Annotated in this window: 21 protein-coding genes, 1 tRNA gene and 2 pseudogenes; 5 read left to right on the forward strand and 19 right to left on the reverse strand. The window is 35.0% G+C overall.

The window, feature by feature from the left end; genetic code table 11:
- Positions 1 to 5: 5 nt before the first annotated feature.
- Positions 6 to 1646, forward strand: a complete 1641-nt coding sequence (merA, locus tag LK443_RS01355; protein ID WP_227931825.1) for a mercury(II) reductase — start codon at positions 6 to 8, stop codon at positions 1644 to 1646.
- Positions 1647 to 1805: 159 nt separating this feature from the next.
- A complete protein-coding gene (locus LK443_RS01360; protein WP_001281646.1) occupies positions 1806 to 3128 on the forward strand; it encodes an ISL3 family transposase in 1323 nt (440 codons plus the stop codon).
- Here the strand turns inward: LK443_RS01360 and pfkB are convergent.
- On the reverse strand, positions 3056 to 4063 hold the full coding sequence (gene pfkB, locus LK443_RS01365; protein ID WP_227931826.1) for a 1-phosphofructokinase: 1008 nt from the start codon (positions 4061 to 4063) through the stop codon (positions 3056 to 3058). The genes LK443_RS01360 and pfkB overlap by 73 nt on opposite strands.
- A gap of 182 nt (positions 4064 to 4245) precedes the next feature.
- Here pfkB and LK443_RS01370 point away from each other — a divergent pair, with 182 nt between their 5' ends.
- Entirely contained in the window at positions 4246 to 5946 is a 1701-nt protein-coding gene (locus LK443_RS01370; protein ID WP_227931827.1) for an IS1182 family transposase, read from the forward strand.
- Positions 5947 to 5964: 18 nt separating this feature from the next.
- On the opposite strand, the gene eno is transcribed toward LK443_RS01370, so the two are convergent.
- From eno to LK443_RS01400, 6 genes are all read right to left on the reverse strand, one after another.
- The gene (gene eno / locus LK443_RS01375) at positions 5965 to 7263 is read right to left on the reverse strand and encodes a phosphopyruvate hydratase (protein WP_227931828.1); all 1299 of its coding nucleotides are present in this window, start codon (positions 7261 to 7263) and stop codon (positions 5965 to 5967) included.
- A gap of 99 nt (positions 7264 to 7362) precedes the next feature.
- Positions 7363 to 8892: a 2,3-bisphosphoglycerate-independent phosphoglycerate mutase gene (gene gpmI, locus LK443_RS01380; protein ID WP_227931829.1), complete on the reverse strand. Its 1530-nt coding sequence runs from the start codon at positions 8890 to 8892 to the stop codon at positions 7363 to 7365.
- Complete coding sequence (gene tpiA, locus LK443_RS01385) at positions 8892 to 9650, reverse strand: triose-phosphate isomerase (RefSeq protein ID WP_227932428.1); 759 nt, start codon at positions 9648 to 9650, stop codon at positions 8892 to 8894. Before tpiA ends, gpmI begins: the two co-directional genes overlap by 1 nt.
- A gap of 80 nt (positions 9651 to 9730) precedes the next feature.
- Positions 9731 to 10921 carry a phosphoglycerate kinase gene (locus LK443_RS01390; protein WP_227931830.1) on the reverse strand — a complete coding sequence of 397 codons (1191 nt, stop codon included), beginning with the start codon at positions 10919 to 10921 and terminating at the stop codon, positions 9731 to 9733.
- Between the two features lie 128 nt (positions 10922 to 11049).
- Complete coding sequence (gene gap, locus LK443_RS01395; RefSeq protein ID WP_227931831.1) at positions 11050 to 12051, reverse strand: type I glyceraldehyde-3-phosphate dehydrogenase; 1002 nt, start codon at positions 12049 to 12051, stop codon at positions 11050 to 11052.
- Between the two features lie 36 nt (positions 12052 to 12087).
- On the reverse strand, positions 12088 to 13134 hold the full coding sequence (locus tag LK443_RS01400) for a sugar-binding transcriptional regulator (protein ID WP_227931832.1): 1047 nt from the start codon (positions 13132 to 13134) through the stop codon (positions 12088 to 12090).
- 286 nt (positions 13135 to 13420) lie between these two features.
- Between LK443_RS01400 and LK443_RS01405 the strand changes: the two genes are divergently transcribed.
- Positions 13421 to 13492, forward strand: a tRNA-Arg gene (locus tag LK443_RS01405).
- A 354-nt stretch (positions 13493 to 13846) separates the two neighbouring features.
- Here the strand turns inward: LK443_RS01405 and LK443_RS01410 are convergent.
- The 10 genes and pseudogenes from LK443_RS01410 to LK443_RS01455 all read right to left on the reverse strand — a co-directional run bounded on the left by LK443_RS01410 (position 13847) and on the right by LK443_RS01455 (position 22071).
- A complete protein-coding gene (locus LK443_RS01410) occupies positions 13847 to 14791 on the reverse strand; it encodes a metal ABC transporter substrate-binding protein (protein ID WP_227931833.1) in 945 nt (314 codons plus the stop codon).
- Positions 14788 to 15618 carry a metal ABC transporter permease gene (locus LK443_RS01415; protein ID WP_227931834.1) on the reverse strand — a complete coding sequence of 277 codons (831 nt, stop codon included), beginning with the start codon at positions 15616 to 15618 and terminating at the stop codon, positions 14788 to 14790. The genes LK443_RS01410 and LK443_RS01415 overlap by 4 nt, the downstream gene beginning before the upstream one ends.
- Complete coding sequence (locus LK443_RS01420) at positions 15611 to 16345, reverse strand: metal ABC transporter ATP-binding protein (RefSeq protein WP_227931835.1); 735 nt, start codon at positions 16343 to 16345, stop codon at positions 15611 to 15613. Before LK443_RS01420 ends, LK443_RS01415 begins: the two co-directional genes overlap by 8 nt.
- A gap of 152 nt (positions 16346 to 16497) precedes the next feature.
- A complete protein-coding gene (locus LK443_RS01425; RefSeq protein WP_227931836.1) occupies positions 16498 to 17328 on the reverse strand; it encodes a MurR/RpiR family transcriptional regulator in 831 nt (276 codons plus the stop codon).
- Positions 17329 to 17450: 122 nt separating this feature from the next.
- Complete coding sequence (locus LK443_RS01430) at positions 17451 to 18956, reverse strand: PTS transporter subunit EIIC (RefSeq protein ID WP_227931837.1); 1506 nt, start codon at positions 18954 to 18956, stop codon at positions 17451 to 17453.
- Between the two features lie 31 nt (positions 18957 to 18987).
- Entirely contained in the window at positions 18988 to 19662 is a 675-nt protein-coding gene (locus LK443_RS01435) for an N-acetylmannosamine-6-phosphate 2-epimerase (protein ID WP_227931838.1), read from the reverse strand.
- A gap of 259 nt (positions 19663 to 19921) precedes the next feature.
- Positions 19922 to 20616, reverse strand: a pseudogene (locus LK443_RS01440) (phosphoglycerate mutase).
- A gap of 54 nt (positions 20617 to 20670) precedes the next feature.
- Complete coding sequence (locus LK443_RS01445) at positions 20671 to 21378, reverse strand: glucosamine-6-phosphate deaminase (protein WP_227931839.1); 708 nt, start codon at positions 21376 to 21378, stop codon at positions 20671 to 20673.
- 121 nt (positions 21379 to 21499) lie between these two features.
- Positions 21500 to 21648 (reverse strand): annotated as a pseudogene (locus LK443_RS01450) (PspC family transcriptional regulator); the annotation flags it as partial.
- 237 nt (positions 21649 to 21885) lie between these two features.
- Complete coding sequence (locus LK443_RS01455) at positions 21886 to 22071, reverse strand: hypothetical protein (protein WP_227931840.1); 186 nt, start codon at positions 22069 to 22071, stop codon at positions 21886 to 21888.
- 216 nt (positions 22072 to 22287) lie between these two features.
- Here LK443_RS01455 and LK443_RS01460 point away from each other — a divergent pair, with 216 nt between their 5' ends.
- On the forward strand, positions 22288 to 22497 hold the full coding sequence (locus LK443_RS01460; RefSeq protein ID WP_227931841.1) for a hypothetical protein: 210 nt from the start codon (positions 22288 to 22290) through the stop codon (positions 22495 to 22497).
- Between the two features lie 59 nt (positions 22498 to 22556).
- Here the strand turns inward: LK443_RS01460 and nadE are convergent, their stop codons facing one another.
- On the reverse strand, positions 22557 to 23384 hold the full coding sequence (nadE, locus tag LK443_RS01465; protein ID WP_227931842.1) for an ammonia-dependent NAD(+) synthetase: 828 nt from the start codon (positions 23382 to 23384) through the stop codon (positions 22557 to 22559).
- A gap of 22 nt (positions 23385 to 23406) precedes the next feature.
- Positions 23407 to 24882, reverse strand: coding sequence for a nicotinate phosphoribosyltransferase (locus LK443_RS01470; RefSeq protein ID WP_227931843.1), 1476 nt, complete (start codon positions 24880 to 24882; stop codon positions 23407 to 23409).
- Between the last annotated feature and the right edge of the window lie 47 nt (positions 24883 to 24929).

Raw genomic sequence — 24929 nt, forward strand, 5'->3', positions numbered from 1 at the left:
TTTTTATGAATAAATTTAAGGTAAACATTTCAGGAATGACTTGTACGGGTTGTGAAAAACACGTAGAATCAGCACTTGAAAAGATAGGTGCTAAAAATATTGAGTCTAGTTATCGTCGTGGTGAAGCAGTATTTGAACTGCCCGATGATATTGAGGTTGAAAGTGCAATAAAGGCGATTGATGAAGCAAATTACCAAGCCGGAGAAATTGAAGAAGTATCATCACTAGAAAACGTGGCGTTAATTAATGAAGACAATTATGACCTTCTTATTATTGGTTCTGGTGCTGCTGCCTTTTCTTCGGCAATTAAAGCTATAGAATACGGTGCAAAAGTTGGAATGATTGAGCGTGGAACGGTTGGGGGAACCTGTGTGAATATTGGCTGTGTTCCGTCAAAAACTCTTCTTAGGGCAGGGGAAATCAATCATTTATCAAAAGACAATCCGTTTATAGGTTTACAAACATCCGCTGGAGAAGTGGATTTAGCTAGTTTAATCACGCAAAAGGATAAATTGGTGAGCGAACTTCGGAATCAAAAATATATGGATTTAATTGATGAATATAATTTTGATTTAATTAAAGGTGAAGCAAAATTCGTTGATGCTAGTACGGTTGAGGTCAATGGGACAAAGTTATCTGCAAAACGCTTTTTAATTGCAACAGGTGCATCGCCTTCGTTGCCCCAAATTTCAGGACTTGAAAAAATGGACTATTTAACTAGTACAACACTTCTTGAGTTAAAGAAAATACCAAAACGATTAACTGTAATTGGTTCAGGATACATTGGAATGGAGCTTGGACAACTATTTCATCATTTAGGTTCAGAAATAACGCTTATGCAAAGAAGTGAGCGACTTTTAAAGGAGTATGATCCTGAGATTTCAGAGTCAGTTGAAAAAGCGTTAATTGAACAGGGTATAAACCTTGTCAAAGGGGCAACTTTTGAGCGTGTTGAACAAAGTGGAGAGATAAAAAGGGTTTACGTAACAGTAAATGGCAGTAGAGAAGTCATTGAATCAGATCAGTTACTTGTTGCCACTGGAAGAAAAACAAATACGGATTCTTTAAATTTAAGTGCAGCAGGTGTTGAAACTGGAAAAAATAATGAAATCCTGATCAATGATTTTGGTCAAACAAGTAATGAAAAGATTTATGCAGCAGGAGATGTGACTTTAGGACCACAATTTGTATATGTAGCAGCCTATGAAGGTGGAATTATTACTGATAATGCTATTGGTGGATTAAACAAAAAAATAGATTTATCGGTAGTTCCTGCTGTTACGTTTACGAATCCGACGGTTGCAACGGTTGGTTTAACAGAAGAACAAGCAAAAGAGAAAGGGTATGATGTGAAGACATCTGTATTACCTTTAGATGCTGTTCCAAGAGCAATTGTAAACCGTGAAACAACCGGTGTATTTAAACTAGTAGCAGATGCAGAAACACTAAAAGTATTAGGGGTTCATATTGTATCTGAAAATGCAGGAGATGTCATCTATGCAGCATCATTAGCTGTTAAATTTGGCTTAACGATAGAAGATTTAACAGAAACCCTAGCACCATATTTAACAATGGCTGAAGGGCTAAAATTAGTTGCACTTACGTTCGATAAAGATATTTCGAAATTATCTTGTTGTGCAGGCTAAGGGAACTTTTTTACAACTCCCTATTCAAGTGAACCAGCTAATGCTTTAAGGGATTTTCTAAGTGCATTTGTGGTCACAAAAATAATTTAACACTGATGATTTCGACATCAAATCTATAATTGATACCTTAACACCGCAGAGTAATAAAGGATGAATAATATGTCAGACTTATTATCCCTACCAGACATTAAAACAATAGAACCGCCACAAGAAAATGAAACCGATATGATGTTTAAAGTTGAAGCAGTCGGACCACCTGAACGTTGTCCTGAATGTGGTTTTGACAAGTTGTACAAACACAGTTCAAGAAATCAACTAATTATGGATTTGCCCATTCGTTTAAAGCGAGTGGGCTTACAATTGAACCGTAGACGATACAAGTGTCGTGAATGCGGATCTACCTTCTGGGAACGCCTAATATCTGTAGATGAAAAGCGTAGTATGACCAAAAGGCTTTTAAAGTCCATTCAAGAGCAATCCATGTCTAAGACCTTTGTAGAAGTCGCAGAAAGCGTTGGTGTTGACGAGAAAACCATTAGGAACGTTTTTAAGGACTATGTGGCACTCAAAGAACGTGAATACCAGTTTGAAACTCCTAAGTGGCTTGGGATAGACGAGATACATATTATCCGTAGACCTCGGCTTGTATTGACTAATATTGAACGCAGGACTATTTATGACATCAAGCCTAACCGTAACAAGGAAACAGTCATCCAACGTCTTTCAGAAATCAGTGACAGGACTTACATTGAGTACGTCACAATGGATATGTGGAAGCCCTACAAAGACGCAGTGAACACTATCCTTCCACAAGCTAAAGTTGTCGTAGATAAGTTTCATGTAGTTAGAATGGCTAATCAAGCCTTAGATAACGTCAGAAAGTCTTTGAAAGCCCATATGAGCCAAAAAGAAAGACGTACCCTTATGCGTGAAAGGTTTATCCTTCTAAAGCGTAAACACGATCTAAATGAACGTGAATCATTCCTCTTAGATACTTGGTTAGGTAATCTTCCTGCTTTAAAAGAAGCCTATGAACTCAAAGAAGAGTTTTACTGGATATGGGATACTCCTGATCCAGATGAAGGTCATCTTCGTTATAGTCAATGGAGACACCGTTGTATGTCCAGCAACTCTAAAGACGCATATAAAGACCTCGTGAGAGCCGTAGACAACTGGCATGTTGAAATATTCAACTACTTTGATAAAAGGCTCACTAATGCTTATACGGAGTCAATTAACAGCATTATTAGGCAGGTAGAGCGAATGGGTAGAGGTTACTCGTTTGATGCCTTACGAGCCAAAATCCTTTTCAATGAGAAGCTCCATAAAAAGCGTAAGCCACGATTTAATTCAAGTGCTTTCAATAAAGCTATGTTATACGATACTTTCAATTGGTATGAAGTGAATGATCACGACATTACAGACAACTTAGGTGTCGATTTTTCCACACTTATTAAGAATTTGGAGAAGGGTGATTTATAAGCCCTTTTCCACCATAAAATCCGAATACCCATTTTTATTTGTGGTATTAATGCTTCAATCAACTCTCTAGTTGCAATCCCTACAGAAAAGGCAGTGGCACTACCTGATGCCGCCCCTTGTTTAAGGCTCTCTTTAAAATCATTTGTTTCTATATATTTCGCCATAAAACCTGCTAACATCGAATCTCCAGCACCGACAGAATTGATTAGGATACCTTTTGGAGTATTGGAAGTCAATACTTGTCCTGTTTCACTGACTAGAAATGCTCCTTCACCTCCACAAGAAATCAAAACATTACGTGCGCCCTTTTCTTGTAATTTAAACGCATAGGCTATCATTCCTTCTTGCGTTTTAATTTTCACTCCAAATAATTCTTCTAATTCATGTTGGTTCGGCTTAATAATAAACGGTTGATAAGGTAAACAGGCTAATAATGAAGCTTTTGTTGTATCTAGTACTAATTTTACCCCTCTTGCATGACAAAGCTTTGCAATTTCAACATAAGACGTCTCATCTAATCCTGGAGCAGCATTACCAGCTAAAAATACAACATCCTCTTCTTTCACCTTGTCTTCCAAATAATTCACTAATTCTTGAAACTTCTCTTTCCCCACAGCAGGGCCAGCTGCATTGATTTCTGTTTCTACTTCTCCTTTAACTTTGACATTAATTCTTGTTGTACCTTCTACAGAAATAAACCTCGGGTTAATCCCTTCGCTTTCTAGAAACCCTTCAATATACTTCCCTGAAAACCCTCCAATAAAACCTGTAGCAACATTATCAACTCCTAGTCGTTTTAACACAACCGACATATTAATCCCTTTGCCACCTGCTACATATTCCTCACCCATTGAACGATTTAATTTACCTAATTGACAATTTGGAACTTGGATGACTAAATCCACTGCTGGATTAAACGTAATGGTGTAAATCATATTCTCACCTACTTTCTAATGTAAAAAATAGAGGCTGGGCAAAAAGTCTCAAAAATAGAAGAAAGCACTATAAAATTCTGAAACAGGATTTTATAGTGCTTTTTAGTCTTATAAATTAAACATAGGAGTCTACCTCTGTTATAATAAGTTTGAATGAAATAAAATAAGAAAGGGTGACTCCTATGTACAAAAATTATACCACACCAACAGATACTTTAGAACTAAATTTTACATTAACCGTCCCTAAAAACCACATTGCTCAATTTATTAATCAGTTTGTAGATTCTATTCCAGATTCTATTATCTTTCCTAATACAACATCAAAAATGGGTAGACCTGCTCATCATCCTCGTATGTTATTAAAAATGATTCTCTTCGCTTATACTCGTTCTACGTATAGTGGTAGAAAAATTGTTCAATTAAATGAAGAAAATATTCCGATGCAGTGGCTTTCTCAACAAACTTATGTCTGTTACCATGTTATTAATAATTTTAGAAGTAATGAACAGTTTTCCTCTATCATTAAAAACATTTTCGTATACTTTACTTTATTACTCCAACACTATCATATTATTGATTCAGATAGTTTATTTATTGATGGTACAAAAGTTCAAGCAGATGCCAATCGTTATTCATTTGTATGGCGTAAAGCTATTGAAAGATATGATGAAGCTTTAAATGAAAAAATTAGTACATTATATGATCAATTAATTCAAAATCAAGTGAATATTGCTTTATCAGAAGAAGAAAAAATTACTGAATATGGTGTTCATGCCATGATTGAAGCTACTAATAACTCTCTAGAACAGTTAGAAGAACTCATTGAAGAAGAACCTAAACATATTGTTGGTGGTTCTAAAAACAAACAGAAAAAACGCTTGTTAAATTCTTTTAAACGTCAACTTGAAAAAGATTTTCTGCCTCGTAAAGAAAAATATACGATAGCTAAGGAAACATTTGATAACCGGAATAGTTATTCTAAAACAGATAACGATGCTACTTTTATGTGTATGAAAGAAGATGCCATGAAAAATCGAGAATTAAAACCTGGCTATAATCTTCAAATCGCAACGAATCATCAATATGTTTTAGGTTTTGATGTATTTCCTAATCCTACAGATATGCGTACTCTTAAACCATTTTTAAATTCATTTAAACTATTAGACAAATTTTCTATTATTATTGCGGATGCTGGATACGGTAGTGAAGAAAACTATCAATTGATTCTTGAAGAGTATGAAAAGACACCTTTGATTCCTTACACAATGTACGAAAAAGAACAAACGAAGAAATTTAAAAATGATCCATCTAATAGACAAAATTGGTATTACAATGAAGAGGAAGATTATTATATTGATCATTTAGGTGTAAAATTTAGTTTTAAATATTATTCAACAAGAAACGATAAGAATGGATTTACTCGTAGATTTAAAGTGTATGAGACAGATTCAATTCAAGAAACAGAAGCATTGGATGAATTAGCGAAAACTCCTACTGGACAACAACGTCAAATCCGTGTAAACCAAGTTTGGGAATCTTATAAAGAAACGATTAAAGAAGCGTTACATAGTGACCGTGGAAGTAGTATATATGCTCAACGAAAAATTGAAGTTGAGCCAGTTTTCGGTCAAATGAAGCGCAATTTTGGCATGCGCAGAACTCATGTTAGAGGTAAAAATGCAGTTCATAATGACATTGGTCTGCTCTTTTTAGGGATGAATTTGCAGAGATTAAGGAAATATATCTTAAATAATATGAATCAAGGGTGGTTTATCCCCCTTGATTTTACTGAATTTATTAAAAAGCACGTCCTAATTTTGATTTCAGTCAAAATCGGGACGTGCTTTCTTCTATTTTTGAGACTTTTTGCCCAGCCTCTCTAAAAACATCCTAAAATGAAATTATTTTTTTAAGTTATAGAATGCTGAAAGACCTTGGTAAACAGCTAAGTCACCTAATTGATCTTCAATACGTAATAATTGGTTGTATTTAGCAATACGGTCTGTACGGCTTAATGAACCAGTTTTGATTTGTCCAGCATTTGTAGCAACTGCGATATCAGCAATTGTTGAATCTTCAGTTTCACCTGAACGGTGTGATACAACTGCAGTGTATCCAGCTTTTTGAGCCATTTCAATTGCGTTGAATGTTTCAGTTAAAGTACCGATTTGGTTAACTTTGATTAAGATTGAGTTTGCAACGCCTTGTGCAATACCACGAGATAAGATTTCAGTGTTCGTTACGAATAAATCATCACCTACTAATTGAACTTTACCGCCTAAGCGTTCAGTTAATAATTTCCATCCATCCCAGTCGTTTTCGTCACATCCGTCTTCGATTGTGATGATTGGGTATTTTTCAACTAATTCAGCTAAGTATTCTACTTGTTGCTCTGGAGTACGTTTAGCACCTTTTTCACCTTCGAAGATTGTATAGTCATATACGCCATCTTTGAAGAATTCTGATGAAGCACAGTCAAATCCTAAGAATACATCTTTACCTGGTTCTAAACCAACTTTTTTAATTGCGTCTAAGATTGTTTCTACAGCATCTTCAGTACCTTCAAATGTTGGAGCGAAACCACCTTCGTCACCTACAGCAGTTACTAAACCACGGTCGTGTAAAATAGCTTTTAACGCATGGAATACTTCAGCACCCCAACGTAAAGCTTCTTTAAATGTTGGTGCACCAACTGGTAAAATCATGAACTCTTGGAATGCGATTGGAGCATCTGAGTGAGATCCACCGTTAACGATGTTCATCATTGGTGTTGGTAATACTTTAGTGTTGAATCCACCTAAGTATTGGTATAATGGTTGATCTAAGTAATCAGCAGCAGCACGAGCAACAGCGATAGATACGCCTAAAATTGCGTTAGCTCCTAATTTACCTTTGTTTGGAGTTCCATCTAATTCGATCATTAATTTGTCGATCGCCATTTGTTCGCGAACGTCAAAACCGATGATTGCTTCAGCAATAATGTTGTTTACATTATCAACAGCTTTTTGAACTCCTTTTCCTAAGTAACGAGATTTGTCGCCATCACGTAGTTCAACTGCTTCGTATTCACCAGTAGAAGCTCCTGAAGGAACCATACCGCGTCCGAACGCTCCGCTTTCTGTGTAAACTTCAACTTCGATAGTTGGGTTACCACGTGAATCTAATACTTCTCTTGCTAATACATCTGTAATAAATGGCATGATTTATTAACTCCTTTATATTTATTTGTACGTTTCTATTTTAATTGAAAAATGCTTTATATGCAATCTTTTCCTGAAGTTGAAAGCATTTTCTTAAGATTATTTTTGAATTAAGCTTTCGCCTGTCATTTCTTCAGGTTTTGCTACATTCAATAAGTCTAACATTGTTGGAGCAACGTCTGCTAAACGACCACCTTCACGTAAGGTAACACCTTTTTTCGTTACAATAACTGGTACTGGTACTGTTGTATGAGCAGTATGTGGTGTACCTTCTGGTGTAATCATTGTTTCTGAGTTACCGTGGTCAGCAAAGATAATTGCTGTACCGCCTTTAGCTAAAATAGCATCCACTACTTTACCTAAGTTTTCATCCACTGCTTCGATTGCTTTAATCGTTGGTTCTAACATCCCTGAGTGTCCAACCATGTCTGGATTTGCGAAGTTTAAGATGATTGCATCATTTTCATCATTTTGAATCGAATGATATAATGCATCTCCAACTTCATAACAACTCATTTCAGGTTTTAAGTCATATGTTGCAACTTTTGGAGAAGGGATTAAAATACGGTTTTCTCCTTGGAACTCTTCATTACGTCCACCATTCATAAAGAATGTAACATGTGGATATTTTTCAGTTTCTGCAATACGTAATTGTGCAAGCCCTGCTTTTGATAAAACTTCTCCTAAAACATTTGTCATTGGAATTGGTGGGAATGCAACTTCTGCATCTACACTTGGATTGTATAATGTCATTGTCACAAATTTAACATTTGCAGCATGTTCACCACGATCAAAGTTTGTCCACTCTTTATCTGTAAATGCATTTGATAATTGAATCGCACGGTCAGGACGGAAGTTAAAGAAGATAACTGCATCATTTTCTTCAATTTTCGCAACTGGTTGTCCATCTTTCACAATTACTGACGGAATAACAAATTCATCTGTTACATTTTCAGCATAGCTATGTTCAATGACTGCTTGAGCTGATTCGAATTGAGGTCCTTTTGCATGCGCAATGGCATCATAAGCTAATTGAACACGTTCCCAACGTTTATCACGGTCCATTGCATAGTAACGACCTGATACAGTTGCGATTTGACCTACTCCAACTTCTGCAATTTTTTCTTCTAAAGTCTTAATGTATGATGGACCAGCTTTTGGATCCACGTCACGTCCATCCATAAATGCATGAACATACACTTTAGAAATTCCTTTTGCCTTTGCTGTTTCAATTAATGCTAATAAATGATTAATATGGCTGTGTACCCCACCATCAGATAATAATCCGAATAAGTGTAATGCTGAACCATTTTCTAATACATGATTAAATGCACCATTTAATGCTGGATTTGTATCGAATTCACCATCTAAAATTGCTTTATCAATACGAGTTAAACTTTGGTATACGATACGACCTGCACCGATATTTGTATGACCCACTTCTGAGTTCCCCATTTGTCCATCTGGAAGACCTACATCTAATCCAGAAGCTTTTAATGTTGTATGAGGAAATTCATTATAATAACGGTCAAAATTTGGTTTCTTTGCTTGTGCTACAGCGTTACCTTCTACTTCTGGTCTCCATCCGAAACCATCTAAGATAATAATCGCAACTGGTGATTTAGACATTATTTTACTGCCTCCAATAAAGCTAAGAATGATTCAGGTTGTAAGCTTGCTCCGCCTACTAAAGCTCCATCCACATCTGGACAAGCCATGTATTCTTTAATGTTTTCAGGTTTAACCGAACCACCATATTGTACACGAACTTTGTCTGCTACTTCTTGACCAAAGTCTGCTGCTACAACGTCACGTACTACTTTACACATTTTTTGAGCATCATCTTGAGAAGCTGATTTACCAGTTCCGATTGCCCAAATTGGTTCATACGCAATCACTAATGATGAAACTTGTTCATTTGATAATCCAGCTAATGCAGCTGAAACTTGTGCTCCTACAAACTCAGCAGCTTTACCAGCTTCATAAGTTTCTAATGTTTCACCACAACAAATAATTGGTAACATACCATTTGCAAAAATAGCTTTTGCTTTTTTATTAATGTCAGCATCTGTTTCGTGGAAATATTCACGACGTTCTGAGTGGCCAATTACAACATAGTGAATGCCCATTTCAGATAATACTTTTGGAGAAGTTTCGCCTGTATAAGCACCTTCTTGTTCGAAATAGCAGTTTTGAGCAGCTACTTTTAATTCTGAACCTTCAGCTGCAGCTAATAAAGTAGATAAATCAACTGCTGGAGCTGCAACAGCAGACTCAACAACTTCTGATGATGGTAATTTTCCTGCTAAAGCCTCAACAAATGCTTGAGTTTCTTTAGGATTTTTATTCATTTTCCAGTTTCCTGCAATAATTGGTTTACGCATAATTTTTCCTCCTAAAATTGTTTATGAAGCAGACTCACAAAAATGAACATTCATTTCAGTGAGTCCTTTTCAATATTTTTTAATTATTTATCACTAATTGAAGCTACACCAGGTAATTCTTTACCTTCTAAGTATTCTAACGAAGCTCCACCACCAGTTGAGATATGAGTGAATTTATCCGCATATCCTAAAGAAATTGCTGCTGCTGCAGAATCTCCACCACCGATGATTGTTGTAGCTCCTTGTAAATCTGCAATCGCTTCACAAACACCAATTGTTCCTTTAGCAAAGTTAGGTAATTCGAATACACCCATTGGTCCATTCCATACAACAGTTTTTGCATCTTTCAAGTAGCTAGCAAATAATGCTACTGTTTTAGGACCTACGTCTACCCCTTCTTGGTCAGCAGGGATTTGATTAGATGCTACAATTGTTGCAACTGCATCATTTGAAAATTCTTTAACAACAACGTTATCGATTGGTAACACTAATTTATCGCCAGCTTTTTCCATAATTTGTTTTGCTAATTCAATACGATCTACTTCTAATAATGATAGACCTACTTCACGACCCATAGCTTTAAAGAATGTATAAGCCATTCCTCCACCGATTAACACTTTATCAGCTTTATCAATTAAGCTTTCAATTACACCGATTTTATCTGAAACTTTCGCTCCACCTAAAATAGCTACAAATGGACGTTCTGGTGTATCTACTGCTCCACCAATGAATTTAATTTCTTTTTCCATTAAGAAACCTGCAGCTGATTCTAATTGACTAGCAATCCCTACGTTTGATGCGTGAGAACGGTGAGCTGTACCAAATGCATCATTTACAAACAACTCTCCTAAAGATGCCCAATATTTGCCTAACTCAGGATCGTTTTTAGATTCTTTTTTACCATCTAAATCTTCGAAACGAGTATTTTCAAATAATAAAACATCTCCTTCAGCTAAACCATTAATAGCTGTTTCTAATGCTTCTCCACGTGTTTCTGGAACAAATGTTACTTCTTTTTTCAATAATTCTGATAAACGTTCAGCAACTGGACGTAAGCTTAAACGAGCTTTATCTTCTTCAGATTTTACTTTTCCTAAGTGAGAGAAAAGAATTACTTTAGCATGATTATCAATTAAATATTGAATAGTTGGTAATGCTTGTACAATACGGTTGTCATCTGTGATTACACCATTTTTTAATGGAACATTAAAGTCAACACGTACTAATACTTTTTTTCCTCCAACAGATAAATCTGTTACAATTTTTTTAGCCATAGAATAGCCTCCTAAGTTTTATATATTTGGAGCGAGTGTAATACCCACATTATGAAAACAGGGCGAGGAAGCGAATGCTCCCATCGCCCTGAAAAATTCGATACGATTAGCTTTATCAAAACTTTAAATTATAAATTTGCAAAGTATTGTAAAGTACGAATTAATTGTGCAGTGTATGACATTTCGTTATCGTACCAAGCAACTGTTTTAACTAATTGTTTGTCGCCTACAGTCATTACTTTAGTTTGAGTAGCATCAAATAATGATCCATAAGTGATACCAACGATATCAGTAGATACTAATGGTTCTTCAGTATATCCGTAAGATTCAGTTGCAGCAGCTTTCATAGCAGCGTTAATTTCTTCAGCTGTAACTGGTTTTTCTAATACTGTTACTAATTCTGTTAATGAACCTGTTGGTACAGGAACACGTTGTGCAGCTCCATCTAATTTACCGTTTAATTCTGGAATTACTAAACCGATAGCTTTAGCAGCACCAGTTGTGTTAGGAACGATGTTTACTGCTGCAGCACGAGCACGACGTAAGTCACCTTTTGCGTGAGGTGCATCTAATGTGTTTTGGTCACCAGTGTAACCGTGAATTGTAGTCATTAATCCTTCAACGATTCCGAAGTTATCGTTTAAAGCTTTAGCCATAGGTGCTAAACAGTTTGTAGTACATGAAGCACCAGAGATAACTGTTTCTTTACCTGTTAAAATGTTGTGGTTTACATTGTAAACAACTGTTGGTACATCGTTACCACCAGGAGCAGAGATAACAACACGTTTAGCTCCACCTTTTAAGTGTAATTCAGCTTTAGCTTTAGAAGTGAAGAAACCAGTACATTCTAAAACGATATCAACGCCTAGTTCTCCCCATGGTAATTCTTCAGGATTACGGTTAGCTAACACTTTAACTTCTTTACCGTTTACGCGGAATGCGCCTTCTAATACTTCAACTTCTCCGTTGAAACGTCCTTGTGTTGAATCGTATTTTAATAAGTGTGCTAATTGTTTAGCATCTGTTAAGTCGTTGATTGCAACAACTTCTAATCCTTCCACTTCTTGAATACGACGGAATGCTAAACGTCCAATACGTCCGAAACCGTTAATACCAACTTTAACTGTCATAATAGTTTTTCCTCCTAGGAATAAATTTTTTTATTTTTAGCGGGTTTCCCCGTTCAAAACCATATTTGCTAAACTCTCATCAATCACAAACCATGTTCGATCAATAGGAGCTAATTTTGCATAAGCTATTAAAGCTTCTGCCTTTTGAGCACCTTCCACAATAGCAATACTATGCGGAATAGACTCTAAATCACTAAGATGCAAACCTACTCGTGGAAGTTTAAAAACAACCTTTCCTTTTGCATCGAAGAAACAACCAAATGCTTCACCTACAGCGCGCCTGTTCGCAATAAATTGACTTTCTTGAGGTAACAATCCTCTTCTTTCAGCCATGACACTTGCATTCCCAACACTGTACAATAAACAATTAGCTTGTTTCATCATTGTTAATGTTTGCGAAACTAATGGTTCTTGTAATAAAGGTAAATACGTTTCTTTACTTACATGTTCTGGAACATATAATGAAAAATGTTCTCCACCTATTTTCGTCGCCATCTTTTCACTCACACTATTTGCTTGGATTAAAGTGGAACCTCCCACTCCTCCTCTAGCAGGGACAAAAGAAATCTCTCTTTGTTGTAAAATCTCTTTTGAAAAATATTCTGCTACCATTGCCATCGTTCTTCCACCCGTTACTGTAACGATTGATTGATCCACCGGCAACATCCATTTCATCAATTCTTGAACTTGATTACTAATCTGCATTCCTTTATGCAATTCGCTTTCAGCGACCACTTTACAAAATCTAATGCCTAACTTTTTCGAAACTTCTTTTTCAAAAGCAGTCATCTCAATATATTGTTGAATAATAGACGTTAATCCTAAATAAGTTTCTTCCCCTAAATCCGTGATTAACATTCCTTTTGCAGAATATGTAATTAAACCTTGTTCTTTTAGTATATCTGTTTCAGAACGAAGAATGCGTTCTGATATTTCCAATTGCTTTGCAAGCCCTCTTCTACCAATCGGTTGTGTTCGTTGTATCGCTCGCAAAATTTGGAAACGAATTTTTAACAATTGATTGCTTTCGGGGACTAGAAGTTGCATCAATGTCATACAATCCATAATTACGATTCCCTTCATTTCATTACTGGGCTAAAAACCGTCCCTAAAAACTAGCTATCTATACGTAGAAAACTTTTTTAATTACAAAAATATTGTACCAACAATCTTTGTAAAATGCAACTTGAAAGTGTTTAATATTTTTAAAAAAAGAAATCGATAGGGACGTTTTAAGTCCCTAGCTTTTCCTTATTTCCTTTTCCTAACATCCTCTTTCCTATCTATCCCTTATCATTTCTAGTCTTTTTTGTAAGAGTTTCTTCTTGTTTTTTTATACGAATTTGGATAAAATATTCTTACATTGTTAGCCATCTTAGTGTAATGGATATCACATAAGATTCCGGTTCTTATAATGGGGGTTCGATTCCCTCAGGTGGCGTTGTTAATAATTTCCGACAAATACCACAAAGTGCAAAGCATTGTCAAATCAACATTTCTAACATTTCCTCAAATTGCCAATTTCACGGAACATTCACGGAACATTTACAGAACATTTACGGTACACGGAACAAAAAAGGTGCTATTTTAAGTAGCGCTTTTTTATTTACTAAGTTTTTAAATTTAAGATAGTTGCTGACTCTATTTCATCGCTGTCTAGCACTTCATTTTTTCAAATTCAATCTTTTTCTACCTCAATTTTTCTTAAATTGCGTTTTTCAGATGCAAATAAGCCAGAGCTGAAGCTCTGGCTTATTTACAGTTTTATAGCTCACCATACTATTAGACTGCTTAATTATTTTTCTAAACCTTCAATAATTTTTGTTAAGTTCCATTTCATCATGCTTAAGTAGCTATCTCCATCTTTACCTTTTTCAGCAATTGAGTCAGTAAAGATTGTTGAGTAAATTGGCTTACCTGATTCTTTTGAAACTGTCTTCATTGGACGATCATCAACACTTGATTCAACGAATAATGAAGGAACTTTAGATTTTTTAAGAATTTCTACTAAACGAGTTGTTTGTTCAGGAGTACCTTCTTCTTCAGTGTTAATTTCCCAGATGTAAGCTGATGGAACTCCATAAGCTTTAGAGAAGTACTTGAAGCATCCTTCACTTGTAACAATTAATTTTTTCTCTTCTGGAATTTTAGCAAGACGTTCTTTTGCATCTTTATCTAATTTATCCAACTCAGCAACATATTTATCAAGATTCTTTTGGTAAATATCTTTATGTTCTGGATCTTTTGCAATTAATTGTTTTGCAATGTTTTTAGCATAAATCACACCATTTTCGATGTTTAACCATGCGTGAGGGTCTTCTTTACCTTTTTCTTTTTCTCCTTCAAGGTAAATCACTTCTACTCCATCACTTACTGCAAAGTAGTCTTTATCAGCTACTTTACCTGCATTTTTAACCATTTTTGTAAACCATGCATCATCTGAATTTTCTAAGTTAATTCCATTATAGAAAATTAAATCTGCATCATGACTTTTTTGAACATCTTGTGGTAATGGTTCATATTCATGTGGATCTTGTCCAACTGGAACAATACTGTGAATGTCCGCTAAATCCCCAGCAACATTTTTAGTAATATCATAAATGATAGAGTTTGTTGTTACGACTTGTACTTTTTTTGGTTCATTACTTTTTGTTGTAGTTGAAGAAGATGAATTACTTGCACATCCTGCAAAACCTACAAATGATAATAAACCGACTGTTAATAATTTCCCGATTTTCATGCTTTTTTCCTACCTTCCCTTTGTTTTGGTGATACAATAAAACTAATCATAAAGAATGCTGCAGCAGTTAATATAATCGTAGAACCTACCGCAATATTAAACGTATAACCAACTACTAATCCAACAATCGAAGAGAGCGAGCCAAACATTGCTGACAATGCAAGCATTGTTTTTAAACTCTTCGAATATAAATATGCTGTTGCCGCTGGTGTAATCAGTAACGCTACAATCATAACTGTTCCGACACTTTGCATTGCTGTAATCGAAACTAATGCTAAAAGAAACATCAATAAGTAATGATAAAATGATACATTCAATCCTGCTGAACGAGCAAAGACTGGATCAAAACTCGTTACTTGTAATTCTTTAAAGTAAGAAATAATTGTTACAAAAACAAATATTCCCACAATTGCTGTAATCAATAAATCAAAATCTTGTACCGCTAAAATATTCCCGAATAAAATATGGAATAAGTCAGTCGAACTTTTCGCAACACCGATTAAAATAATCCCTAAAGCTAAAAACGAACTAAAGGTAATTCCTATCGCAGTATCACTTTTTACGACACTATTTCGATTAATAAAAGCAATAATAAATGATGCAAATAATCCAAATGCTAGTGCTCCAAAGAAGAAATTAATACCGAGAATAAAAGATAATGCTACCCCCGGTAACACCGCATGAGAAATCGCATCTCCCATTAACGACATTCCACGAAGAATGATAAAACATCCAATCATTCCCGCAACCGCTCCAATTAAAACAGAAGAAATTAATGCATTTTGCACAAAATGGTAATCCATCAATCCTTGTAAGAAATTATTCATGTTGTGATCCTCCTTGTGCAACGAAAACTTCTCCTCCGTAAGTTTTTCTTATTTTATCTGGAACAAAAGTAGTTTCTGTAGAACCGCTATCTACAATTCCTCGATTCACTAAAATGACTTGATCAAAATAATCACGCACCTTAGATAGATCATGATTCACCATTAAAATAGTCTTACCTTCTTCTTTCCACTGACGAATTAAAGACATAATCACTTTTTCACTCAGCATATCAATCCCAACAAATGGTTCATCTAAGAAAATATAATCAGCTTTTTGCACTAAGCAACGTGCTAATAATACCCTTTGGAATTGTCCACCCGATAGAGCTCCTATTGGACGATGAGCTAATTCTGTTAAACCAACTTCTTCAATAGCCTCATCTACATCTTTCCAATCTTGAGCTTTTAATCGATGAAATGGTTTCATTTTAACTGTTTTTCCTAATGCTACACATTCACGAATTGTAATTGGAAATGTAAAATCCAAGTTACTTTTTTGTTCTACATAAGCAATTCTCCCTAGCGACTGACTTGCTTCTTTCCCATCGAACGTCACTTTTCCAGTATGTGTAATTAATCCTAACATCGCTTTTAATAAAGTTGATTTTCCCGCTCCATTAGGACCAATGATTCCTAAAATCGTTGGACCATTTATCTCTACATGACAGTCTTTTAACACATTCGGTTGCATCGCATATGATACACCTAGATTTTCGACTTTAATCATAAATCTATCCCCTTCTTTCTCTCATAATTCCTATACTAATGTTTAGGTTACCCTAAATAAATACTCTCGTCAAGAGTTTTTTAGGGATTCCAAAATATTTTTGAAAAAGGTGAAGAATGCAACGCTTTCATGTCCTTTACCTTCTTAAATTCCTATTCTTTTTTATCTTCCTTCGCTCCTAAAGCGGATAATGTATTCGAGAATAAGTGATGCTTATAATCCTTATCAATTTCTTTATAGTAACTATAAAAAATATCTACCATAACTAAAATTGGAAATTGTGGTGAAATAAGTCCGCCTTGATCCAAGGCATTTTTCATTGCAATTAAGACTAATTCGTCACAAACTTTTTCACTTTCTTCACTCCGTTTTGAAGTAATTAAAACGGTTTTAGCTCCTTGTTTTTTCGCCTGACGAACTGCTTCTACTACACTCGCATTAGCAGAAACTGAAATCCCAATGACTAAACACTGCTCATCAACTAGTACCCGATTCATAAGCATTGTATGCAAATCCGTAATCGCCTCACAAATCATCCCCAACCTCATAAATCGAAACTTCATCTCATGAGCTGCTAACCCTGAACTCCCTTGTCCATAAATATAAACTCGTTTAGCATTATTCAACAACCCACACACCTTAATGACTTGGCTCTCATCAATTAACGAAAAAGATTTGGATAGTAGTTCTTCATAGTCCGATAAAACCGTCTTCGTTAAATCGTTATGAATCACTTGCCCCTCTTTTTTACTTTCTTGGAAATCATAAATAAATTGTCGATAGCCTTTATAACCACATTTTTGTGCAAACCTCGTCAATGATGGAATAGACACAAACAACCTCTCTGATACGGCTCTTGCTGACAAAGATTCTTCAGCTGAACTTTGTTTCAAAAAATATTGCGCAATTGTTTTTTCATTAGGGGTTAATGCATCATAAATCGATTCAATTAATGGTGTGACTTTTTTCTCAAAAGATATCATATCTTTACTCCCTTAACCTTTTTGATTACTGCTAGTGTATCATATTTTTCAACTCTCGTGTTTCAAAAAAATAAAAAGCTAGAAGACATTCATCCCCTAGCTTGAAAGTATTTAGACAACAATTAGTCATCTACTCCTAAAATTTCGTTAATATTGTTTTTATAAAGAATAGCTTTTGCACCGTAGATAGCTTGAACTCCACCTTTAACTTCTAATACATCTACCGCACCAATTGCTTTTAGTGTTGCTTTATCTACTTTATCGACTGAACGAACAGCTACACGTAAACGAGTAATACATGCATCTACATCTTCGATATTTTCAGCTCCACCTAAAGCTTCGATAATACGAACGCTGTCTTGTTTTAATGAATCTTTTGTTTCTACAACAGGTTTTGCATCATCTACTAAATCTTCATCTAAACGTCCTGGAGTTGCAACGTTAAATTGAACGATAAACCATCTGAATACTACATAGTATAGAACACTCCATACTAAACCAAATGGAATTTGTAATAACCAATTAGTTTTATCATTACCTTGTAATACCCCAAATAATGTAAAGTCGATAACCCCGCCTGAGAATGTATTACCAATTGAAATATTTAAGATATCAGCAATAAAGAAGCTTACACCATCTAAGAATGCGTGAACAACATAAAGTACTGGACTTACGAATAAGAACATAAATTCAATTGGTTCTGTAATACCTGTAATGAATGATGTTAAAGCTACCCCAAAGAATAAACCTGCATATTTTTTACGACGATCTTTTGGAACACAGTGATACATTGCTAAGCAGGCTGCTGGAAGACCAAACATCATTGTTGAGAAACGACCAGCGAAGAAACGAGTTCCTTCAGTAAATAAACCAACATGTGTTGGATCCGCTAATTGAGCAAAAAAGATTTTTTGAGCTCCTGCTACAGATTGACCCGCAACAGTTGCAACGCCACCTAATTCTGTATACCAGAACATTGGGTAAATCATATGGTGTAACCCAACAGCACCACATAAACGCATTAAGAATCCATATAAGAATGTTCCAAATGGTCCAGCTTGAGAAATATAACCACCAGTTGATACTAATAATTGTTGGAATGGAGGCCAAACTACGAAGAATACGCCACCTACTAAAATAGAAGCAAATGAAGTTACGATTGGAACAAAACGGCTACCACCGAAGAATCCTAAAAATTGAGGTAATTGAATATTGCTGTAACGATTGTGTAAATATACTGCTACAGAACCTACTACGATGGCACCAATTACACCTGTATCAATAGCAGAACCTTCAGCCATATATAATTTCACAAGAGCTTTAATCGTTGCTGTCATTACGAAAAATCCAGTAACACCAGCAAGTGCTGCTGTACCTTTATCACGTTTTGCTAAACCAATACATAATCCTACGCAGAGTAGTAATGCTAAATTCGCAAAAACTACTTCCCCTGCTGAACTCATCACTGTGAAAATAGCTTGTAATGCACTATTTTTTAATACTGGATAAGTAGCTACTGTTGTTGGATTTGACAACGCACCACCAATCCCTAATAACAAACCAGCTGCCGGTAAAATAGCAATCGGCAACATAAAGGCTTTACCAATTTTTTGTAATACTTTAAACATATAGTTTCCTCCTAAAAAATTTATTTTCCTTTTATGAATGAATGGCCTCTACAAATTTCTTTGTAATTAATTGAGGTCTTGTAATCGCTGAACCAACTACTACACTATATGCACCTAATTCTAGTACACGTTTTACCTTTTCAGGTGTATCAATATTTCCCTCTGCAATGAGAGGATGTTTAATGACTTTTAAGACTTCTCGAAGAATTTCAAAATCGTTTGCTTCGATTTCGTCTCCTTTACTTTGTTCGGTATATCCTACTAACGTACTACCAATATAATCAAACCCTAATTCATCTGCATGAATCATTTCATCTACCGTTGAACAGTCTGCCATTAATTTTTGTTCTGGATATTTTTGACGAATTTCTTTATAAAACTCATCTAAACTTTGTCCATTTGGACGAGTAGAAATGGTTGCATCTAATGCAATAATCTCTGGTTTTGCTTCCATTAATTCGTCTACTTCTTTAATAGTAGCTGTAATATAAACATCTGCATCATTATAATCTCTTTTAATAATTCCAATTACTGGTAAATCAACTGCTTGTTTGATTGCTTTGATGTCGATAACAGAATTTGCCCGAATCCCTTTTGCTCCTCCTTCCTTCGCTGCGGCTGCCATACGAGCCATAATAAAATCGCTATGCAACGGTTCATGTGGCAGCGCTTGGCAAGATACAATTAATTGCCCTTGAATACTCATATTCAACCTCCTTTATAGTTTTATAAAAGCCTTTACAGTGATTAGTATAATTGCTATAGAAAGCATTTTCAATAAAAGGTGTTATTTTAGAAAGTAATTTCACTTTTCTACAGTTTACTGTCCCATTTCCTTTAAAATTAGAAATTACTTTCACAATTTTTAGAGATTATGAACTATTCTTACATCAAATAATGAAGGACTTACCATTCAATCGATAAGTCCTAAGGGTATAACTATTCAGTTTTAAAGATTTAGAAAATTATTTTCCTAAATAATATTCTGAAACAACTTGTAAGTCTTCATCAAATTCAAAAACTAAAGGTGGGAAATTCGGAATTTCCACTCCCATAATTTCATCATCTGACAATCCTTTAATATGTTTTACTAATGCACGAATAGAGTTTCCATGTGCACCAACAAAAATATTTTTACCAGCTTTTAAATCTGGAGCAATTTTATCCTCCCAGAATGGAAGAACACGTTCCAGAGTCACTTTAAGATTTTCTGCATCTGGAATTACTGAATCATCCAATTTTGCATACCGACGGTCGCCATGTGCTGAATATTCATCATCGCGATCCATTTTTGGAGGTAACACATCATAAGAACGACGCCAAATATGAACTTGTTCCTCTCCAAATTTTTCAGCAGCTTCTGCTTTATTTTCCCCGTTAATCCACCATAATGACGTTCATTTAAACGCCATGTTTTTTCAACAGGAATCCATAATTGATCACAAGCTTCCAACGCCAAATCCGTTGTTTTAATAGCACGTTTTAGCACTGAAGTATAGGCTTGATCAAATTCAATCCCTGCTTCTTTGATTAATTTCCCGGCATCAATTGCTTGTTGAATCCCCTTTTCAGACAAATCAACATCCGCCCAACCAGTGAAGAGATTGGCCTTATTCCATTCTGACTGGCCATGGCGAGCAAAAACTAATTTTACCATCATATCGCTCTCCTTTTCTTCCAAACCTTTTCCCGAGTAAATGTATACCCTATTTCATTATCTAGTTAATAATGCAGCTGCAGCTTCATCAACGATAATGGTTACATTTGGATGTTTTTGTAAAATACTTGCAGGTACATCTGTTGTAATTTCCCCTTTTACCGTATCTAAAATTGCTTTTGCCTTCTTTTCCCCGAATGCAATTAATAGAATTTGTTTTGCATCCATAATCGATTGTAATCCCATTGAATAAGCAAATCTTGGTACATCTTCTTCATGTTCAAAGAAACGTTTATTTGCTTCAATTGTTGCTTGTGCTAAAGCCACTTTATGCGTTCTTTGTGTAAATGGTGTTCCTGGTTCATTGAATCCAATATGGGCATTACTCCCTATCCCCAATAGTTGGAAGTCAACGGGATTGTCTTGTAAAATTTTTTCATAACGTTCCACTTCAGCATCAATATCTTCTGCTAAACCATCTGGTAAATAACTGTTTGAAAATGGTTTTGCTTCAAATAATTGCTCATTCATAAAATAGTGATAACTATGTTCATCTTCATTTGATAATCCTGCATATTCATCTAAGTTTACAGAGACTCTATCCGAAAAATCTAATGAACTTTGACGAATTTGTTCATATAAACCAAGAGGACTAGAACCTGTTGCTAATCCGAAAACTTTTGCTCCGTTTTCATAAGCTTGTTTAAAAACTTCAAATGCAACTAATGCGCCTTCTTCTTGATTTTTTACAATTTTAATGTCCATACTACTTCCTCCCTCAACTTGTCATTACCAGTATTGTAACAGATTTTTTTTGAAATGAATATAGCTATTTAACGATTTTCAATTTTACCTAATTCTATCATCCTTTTTATTCTATAAATGATTAAATCCATTCACCAGTTCCATTGACAGTATATCCATCAATTGTTGTGTTAACAGCTAATGCTCCTGAAGGTTGTAAGTAATACCAGTTACCATTGTCTTGAATCCAACCCGTCATCATTAGATTTTTTTATCTAAATAATACCAATTGTTTCGGTAATTAAGCCATCCATGAGTACCATGTCCTATTCTACCCTCAAAAATTATATAGCGCCATCCTTGATCTTCTTTTTGCCATATTCCGTTTATGTTAACCACTTTACTTAGCTCCTTAAGAGCATTATTTCTATACTTATCCAATTCTTCCTTTTTCAATCCAAGACGTTTTTCATATTCAGAAAAAGGTACTTCTTTTAATCTTTCTGGGACTTTAATTTTTATTTTTCCTCAATCAATAACAGCTTCTGGATTTGTTTGGTTTTTATTAAGAAAAGCATATTCCAAAATTAATTGAGAAAACTTATCCCCTTTCGTCTTATAATAGAGTACAGTTGTATTTAACATTTCCTCTTTAGCAGAAACACTCGACATATTTGATACTGCTAACATTGCAATTTTCTTTTGTAGTTTCATTAGAAACATCTCCTTTTATTTTGACTTCTTACAATTGCAGTATAACGAATTTATTGATCAATCATTTAAAAGCGTAACTATGTTTACCTTGTTAAAATATCTGTTCACATTTTTATTCTAAAAAAAGAAACTATACATACACTTTCTTTAAAAACACTTGCATAATTGTTATAATCAAGAAAACAACGCATACATTTAGAAGGAATAAGGAGGAAATTGACACAATTTATTGTTCTGTCTATGGAGCACTCCTGGAATTTCCTTCGTCAAAATGATGTCTATAGTTTAGAACTTGCTAAACATATCTTTGCAACTCTAGACTATCTAGAAAAGACGTTCCAAAATCAATTAATTATTCGTTTGAGGGAAGATTTCTTTTCAAAAGTTACTCAATTGAATAAAACAGGTCATCCTTTAGAACAATAAAACAACATACAAAAAACTCTATTAGACTAGGAATCATCCTATCTAATAGAGTTTTTTGATTATTTCCAAAAATCATCATAAATTGTAATCGGTAAACGACGTTTATGTTCTGATTTGATATACCAATTTTCGATGGTTTGAGCATCTTTTTCTGCAACTTCTTTTCCTTCAAGATAGTCATCAATTGCTTCATAAGTCACGCCTAAAGCAACTTCATCTGGAAGTGATGGACGTTCTTCTTCTAAATCTGCCGTAGGTTGTTTTAAATATAAATGTTCCGGAGCTCCTAAATATTCTAGCAACTGACGTCCTTGTCGTTTATTCAAACGCCATAATGGTAAAATATCTGCTCCACCATCTCCAAATTTTGTATAAAATCCTGTCACAGATTCCGCTGCATGATCCGTACCGATTACCGCACAACCTGTTTGACCTGCAATCGCATATTGGGCAATCATCCGTTCTCGAGCTTTAATATTTCCTTTATTAAAGTCACTAATCGATAATCCTAAACTTGTAATACTATTCATAGAAGCATCCACTGCTGGTTTAATATCCACTCGTAATATATCGTTTGCTTGCATAAATTCAATAGCATCCATCGCATCTTGTTCATCTGCTTGAATTCCATAAGGTAGACGAACTGCATAAAAATGATAATCTTTTTCTGGATATTCTTGGTTTAATTCATCAACCGCTAACTGAGCTAATTTACCCGCTAGAGTAGAGTCTTGACCGCCACTAATGCCTAATACATATCCTTTTAAAAAAGAGTGTTTGACTAAATATTCTTTTAAAAATTGAATTGTTCTGTGAATTTCTTGTTGAACATCAATTGTCGGTTGTACTTTTAATGTTTCAATAATTTTTTGTTGTAATGGTCTCATGATTGTTTCCTTTTCTATCTGATTACCCTAAACGATTTGCTTTCTCTTTCACTTCTGCACGAATCGCTTCAATACTGGCTAGTTTTTGTTGATAAGTTTCTGTAGATAAGTCGACTGGATATTGTTCTGGATTTAAGATACGTTTATATTCATCCCATAACGCTTCTAGTCGTTCATCTTTATACGCTTTAATCTCATTTAATGATGGTAATGTATAGACTAATTTCCCTTGTTCAAAAATAGATTGTAAAATTGGACGAGCATCAAAATCCGTCACTGTTTTATTAATGTATGTGTAAACTGGATGGAACATATATAGTTCTTCTAATTCGTCTGGACGTTCATGCCATAGTGCAATATAATCCCCTTCAGATTTCCCATCACTCTTGCGTGTAATACGCCATACTTGTTTTTTACCCGGTGTTGAAACTTTTTCAGCATTATTAGAAATTTTTACCGTTGGAACCATTTCACCATTTTCATCTTCAATCGCTACTAATTTATAAACACACCCTAATGCTGGTTGATCATAAGCAGTAATTAATCGTGTTCCAATTCCCCAAACATCAATTTTAGCACCTTGCATTTTTAAGTTTAAAACTGTTTTTTCATCTAAATCACTTGAAGCATAAATTTTAGCTCCCGTAAAGCCGGCATCATCTAATTGCTGACGAACTTTTTTCGACATATACGCCATGTCTCCACTATCTATACGAACGCCTAAGAAATTAATTTTATCTCCAAATTCCTTCGCTACACGAATCGCATTTGGGACACCGGAACGTAAAATATCATACGTATCGACTAAAAATACACAATCACGATGAGTAGAAGCATAAGCCTTAAACGCTACATAATCATCACGATACGCTTGGACTAAAGAATGTGCATGAGTTCCTGAAACCGGAATTCCAAACATTTTCCCTGCACGAACATTACTTGTCGCATTACATCCCCCAATATACGCTGCTCTTGTTCCCCAAAGTGCCGCATCTAATTCTTGTGCTCGTCTTGTTCCAAATTCTAATACCGGATCATCTCCTGCTACTGTCCGAATACGTGAAGCTTTTGTGGCAATTAGCGTTTGAAAATTAATAATATTTAATAGGGCTGTTTCAATTAACTGGCATTCTGCAAGAGTTCCTTCCACTTGAACTAATGGCTCATTTGCAAATACTAATTCTCCTTCAACAGCAGAATGAATATTCCCTTTAAATTTAAAATTTTTCAAATAGTCTAAAAATTCTTCTGGATAAATGTCTAAACTTCTTAAATAGTCTAAGTCTGTTTGGCTAAATGTTAAATCTTCCATATAGTGAACGATACGTTCTAAACCGGAAAAAATCGCATATCCATTTTCAAACGGTAACTTTCTAAAATATGCTTCAAAAATCGCTTTTTTCTCATGAAGACCTGTTTCCCAATAAGTCTTCATCATATTAATTTGATACAAATCAGTATGTAGCGTTAAACTATCATCTTGATAACGGAAATTCATGGTTCCATAACCCTCTTTTCATTGTAGTTACATTCATTGTACACCAG

Origin of the sequence: Granulicatella elegans, assembly GCF_020735385.1 — a bacterium.
GTDB lineage: Bacteria > Bacillota > Bacilli > Lactobacillales > Aerococcaceae > Granulicatella > Granulicatella elegans_B.

Excerpts from the sequence above, each read along its gene's own strand:
- LK443_RS01425 (WP_227931836.1), bottom strand. The coding sequence starts at position 17,328 with ATGATATCTTTTGAGAAAAAAGTCACACCATTAATTGAATCGATTTAT.
- LK443_RS01400 (WP_227931832.1), bottom strand. The coding sequence starts at position 13,134 with ATGAAGGGAATCGTAATTATGGATTGTATGACATTGATGCAACTTCTA.
- nadE (WP_227931842.1), bottom strand. The coding sequence starts at position 23,384 with ATGAGACCATTACAACAAAAAATTATTGAAACATTAAAAGTACAACCG.
- gpmI (WP_227931829.1), bottom strand. The coding sequence starts at position 8,892 with ATGTCTAAATCACCAGTTGCGATTATTATCTTAGATGGTTTCGGATGG.
- eno (WP_227931828.1), bottom strand. The coding sequence starts at position 7,263 with ATGCCATTTATTACAGATGTATTAGCAAGAGAAGTATTAGATTCACGT.
- LK443_RS01410 (WP_227931833.1), bottom strand. The coding sequence starts at position 14,791 with ATGAAAATCGGGAAATTATTAACAGTCGGTTTATTATCATTTGTAGGT.
- LK443_RS01455 (WP_227931840.1), bottom strand. The coding sequence starts at position 22,071 with ATGAAACTACAAAAGAAAATTGCAATGTTAGCAGTATCAAATATGTCG.
- LK443_RS01430 (WP_227931837.1), bottom strand. The coding sequence starts at position 18,956 with ATGTTTAAAGTATTACAAAAAATTGGTAAAGCCTTTATGTTGCCGATT.
- LK443_RS01470 (WP_227931843.1), bottom strand. The coding sequence starts at position 24,882 with ATGAATTTCCGTTATCAAGATGATAGTTTAACGCTACATACTGATTTG.
- merA (WP_227931825.1), top strand. The coding sequence starts at position 6 with ATGAATAAATTTAAGGTAAACATTTCAGGAATGACTTGTACGGGTTGT.
- LK443_RS01445 (WP_227931839.1), bottom strand. The coding sequence starts at position 21,378 with ATGGACATTAAAATTGTAAAAAATCAAGAAGAAGGCGCATTAGTTGCA.
- LK443_RS01360 (WP_001281646.1), top strand. The coding sequence starts at position 1,806 with ATGTCAGACTTATTATCCCTACCAGACATTAAAACAATAGAACCGCCA.
- LK443_RS01370 (WP_227931827.1), top strand. The coding sequence starts at position 4,246 with ATGTACAAAAATTATACCACACCAACAGATACTTTAGAACTAAATTTT.
- LK443_RS01390 (WP_227931830.1), bottom strand. The coding sequence starts at position 10,921 with ATGGCTAAAAAAATTGTAACAGATTTATCTGTTGGAGGAAAAAAAGTA.
- LK443_RS01420 (WP_227931835.1), bottom strand. The coding sequence starts at position 16,345 with ATGATTAAAGTCGAAAATCTAGGTGTATCATATGCGATGCAACCGAAT.
- gap (WP_227931831.1), bottom strand. The coding sequence starts at position 12,051 with ATGACAGTTAAAGTTGGTATTAACGGTTTCGGACGTATTGGACGTTTA.
- LK443_RS01435 (WP_227931838.1), bottom strand. The coding sequence starts at position 19,662 with ATGAGTATTCAAGGGCAATTAATTGTATCTTGCCAAGCGCTGCCACAT.
- pfkB (WP_227931826.1), bottom strand. The coding sequence starts at position 4,063 with ATGATTTACACCATTACGTTTAATCCAGCAGTGGATTTAGTCATCCAA.
- LK443_RS01415 (WP_227931834.1), bottom strand. The coding sequence starts at position 15,618 with ATGAATAATTTCTTACAAGGATTGATGGATTACCATTTTGTGCAAAAT.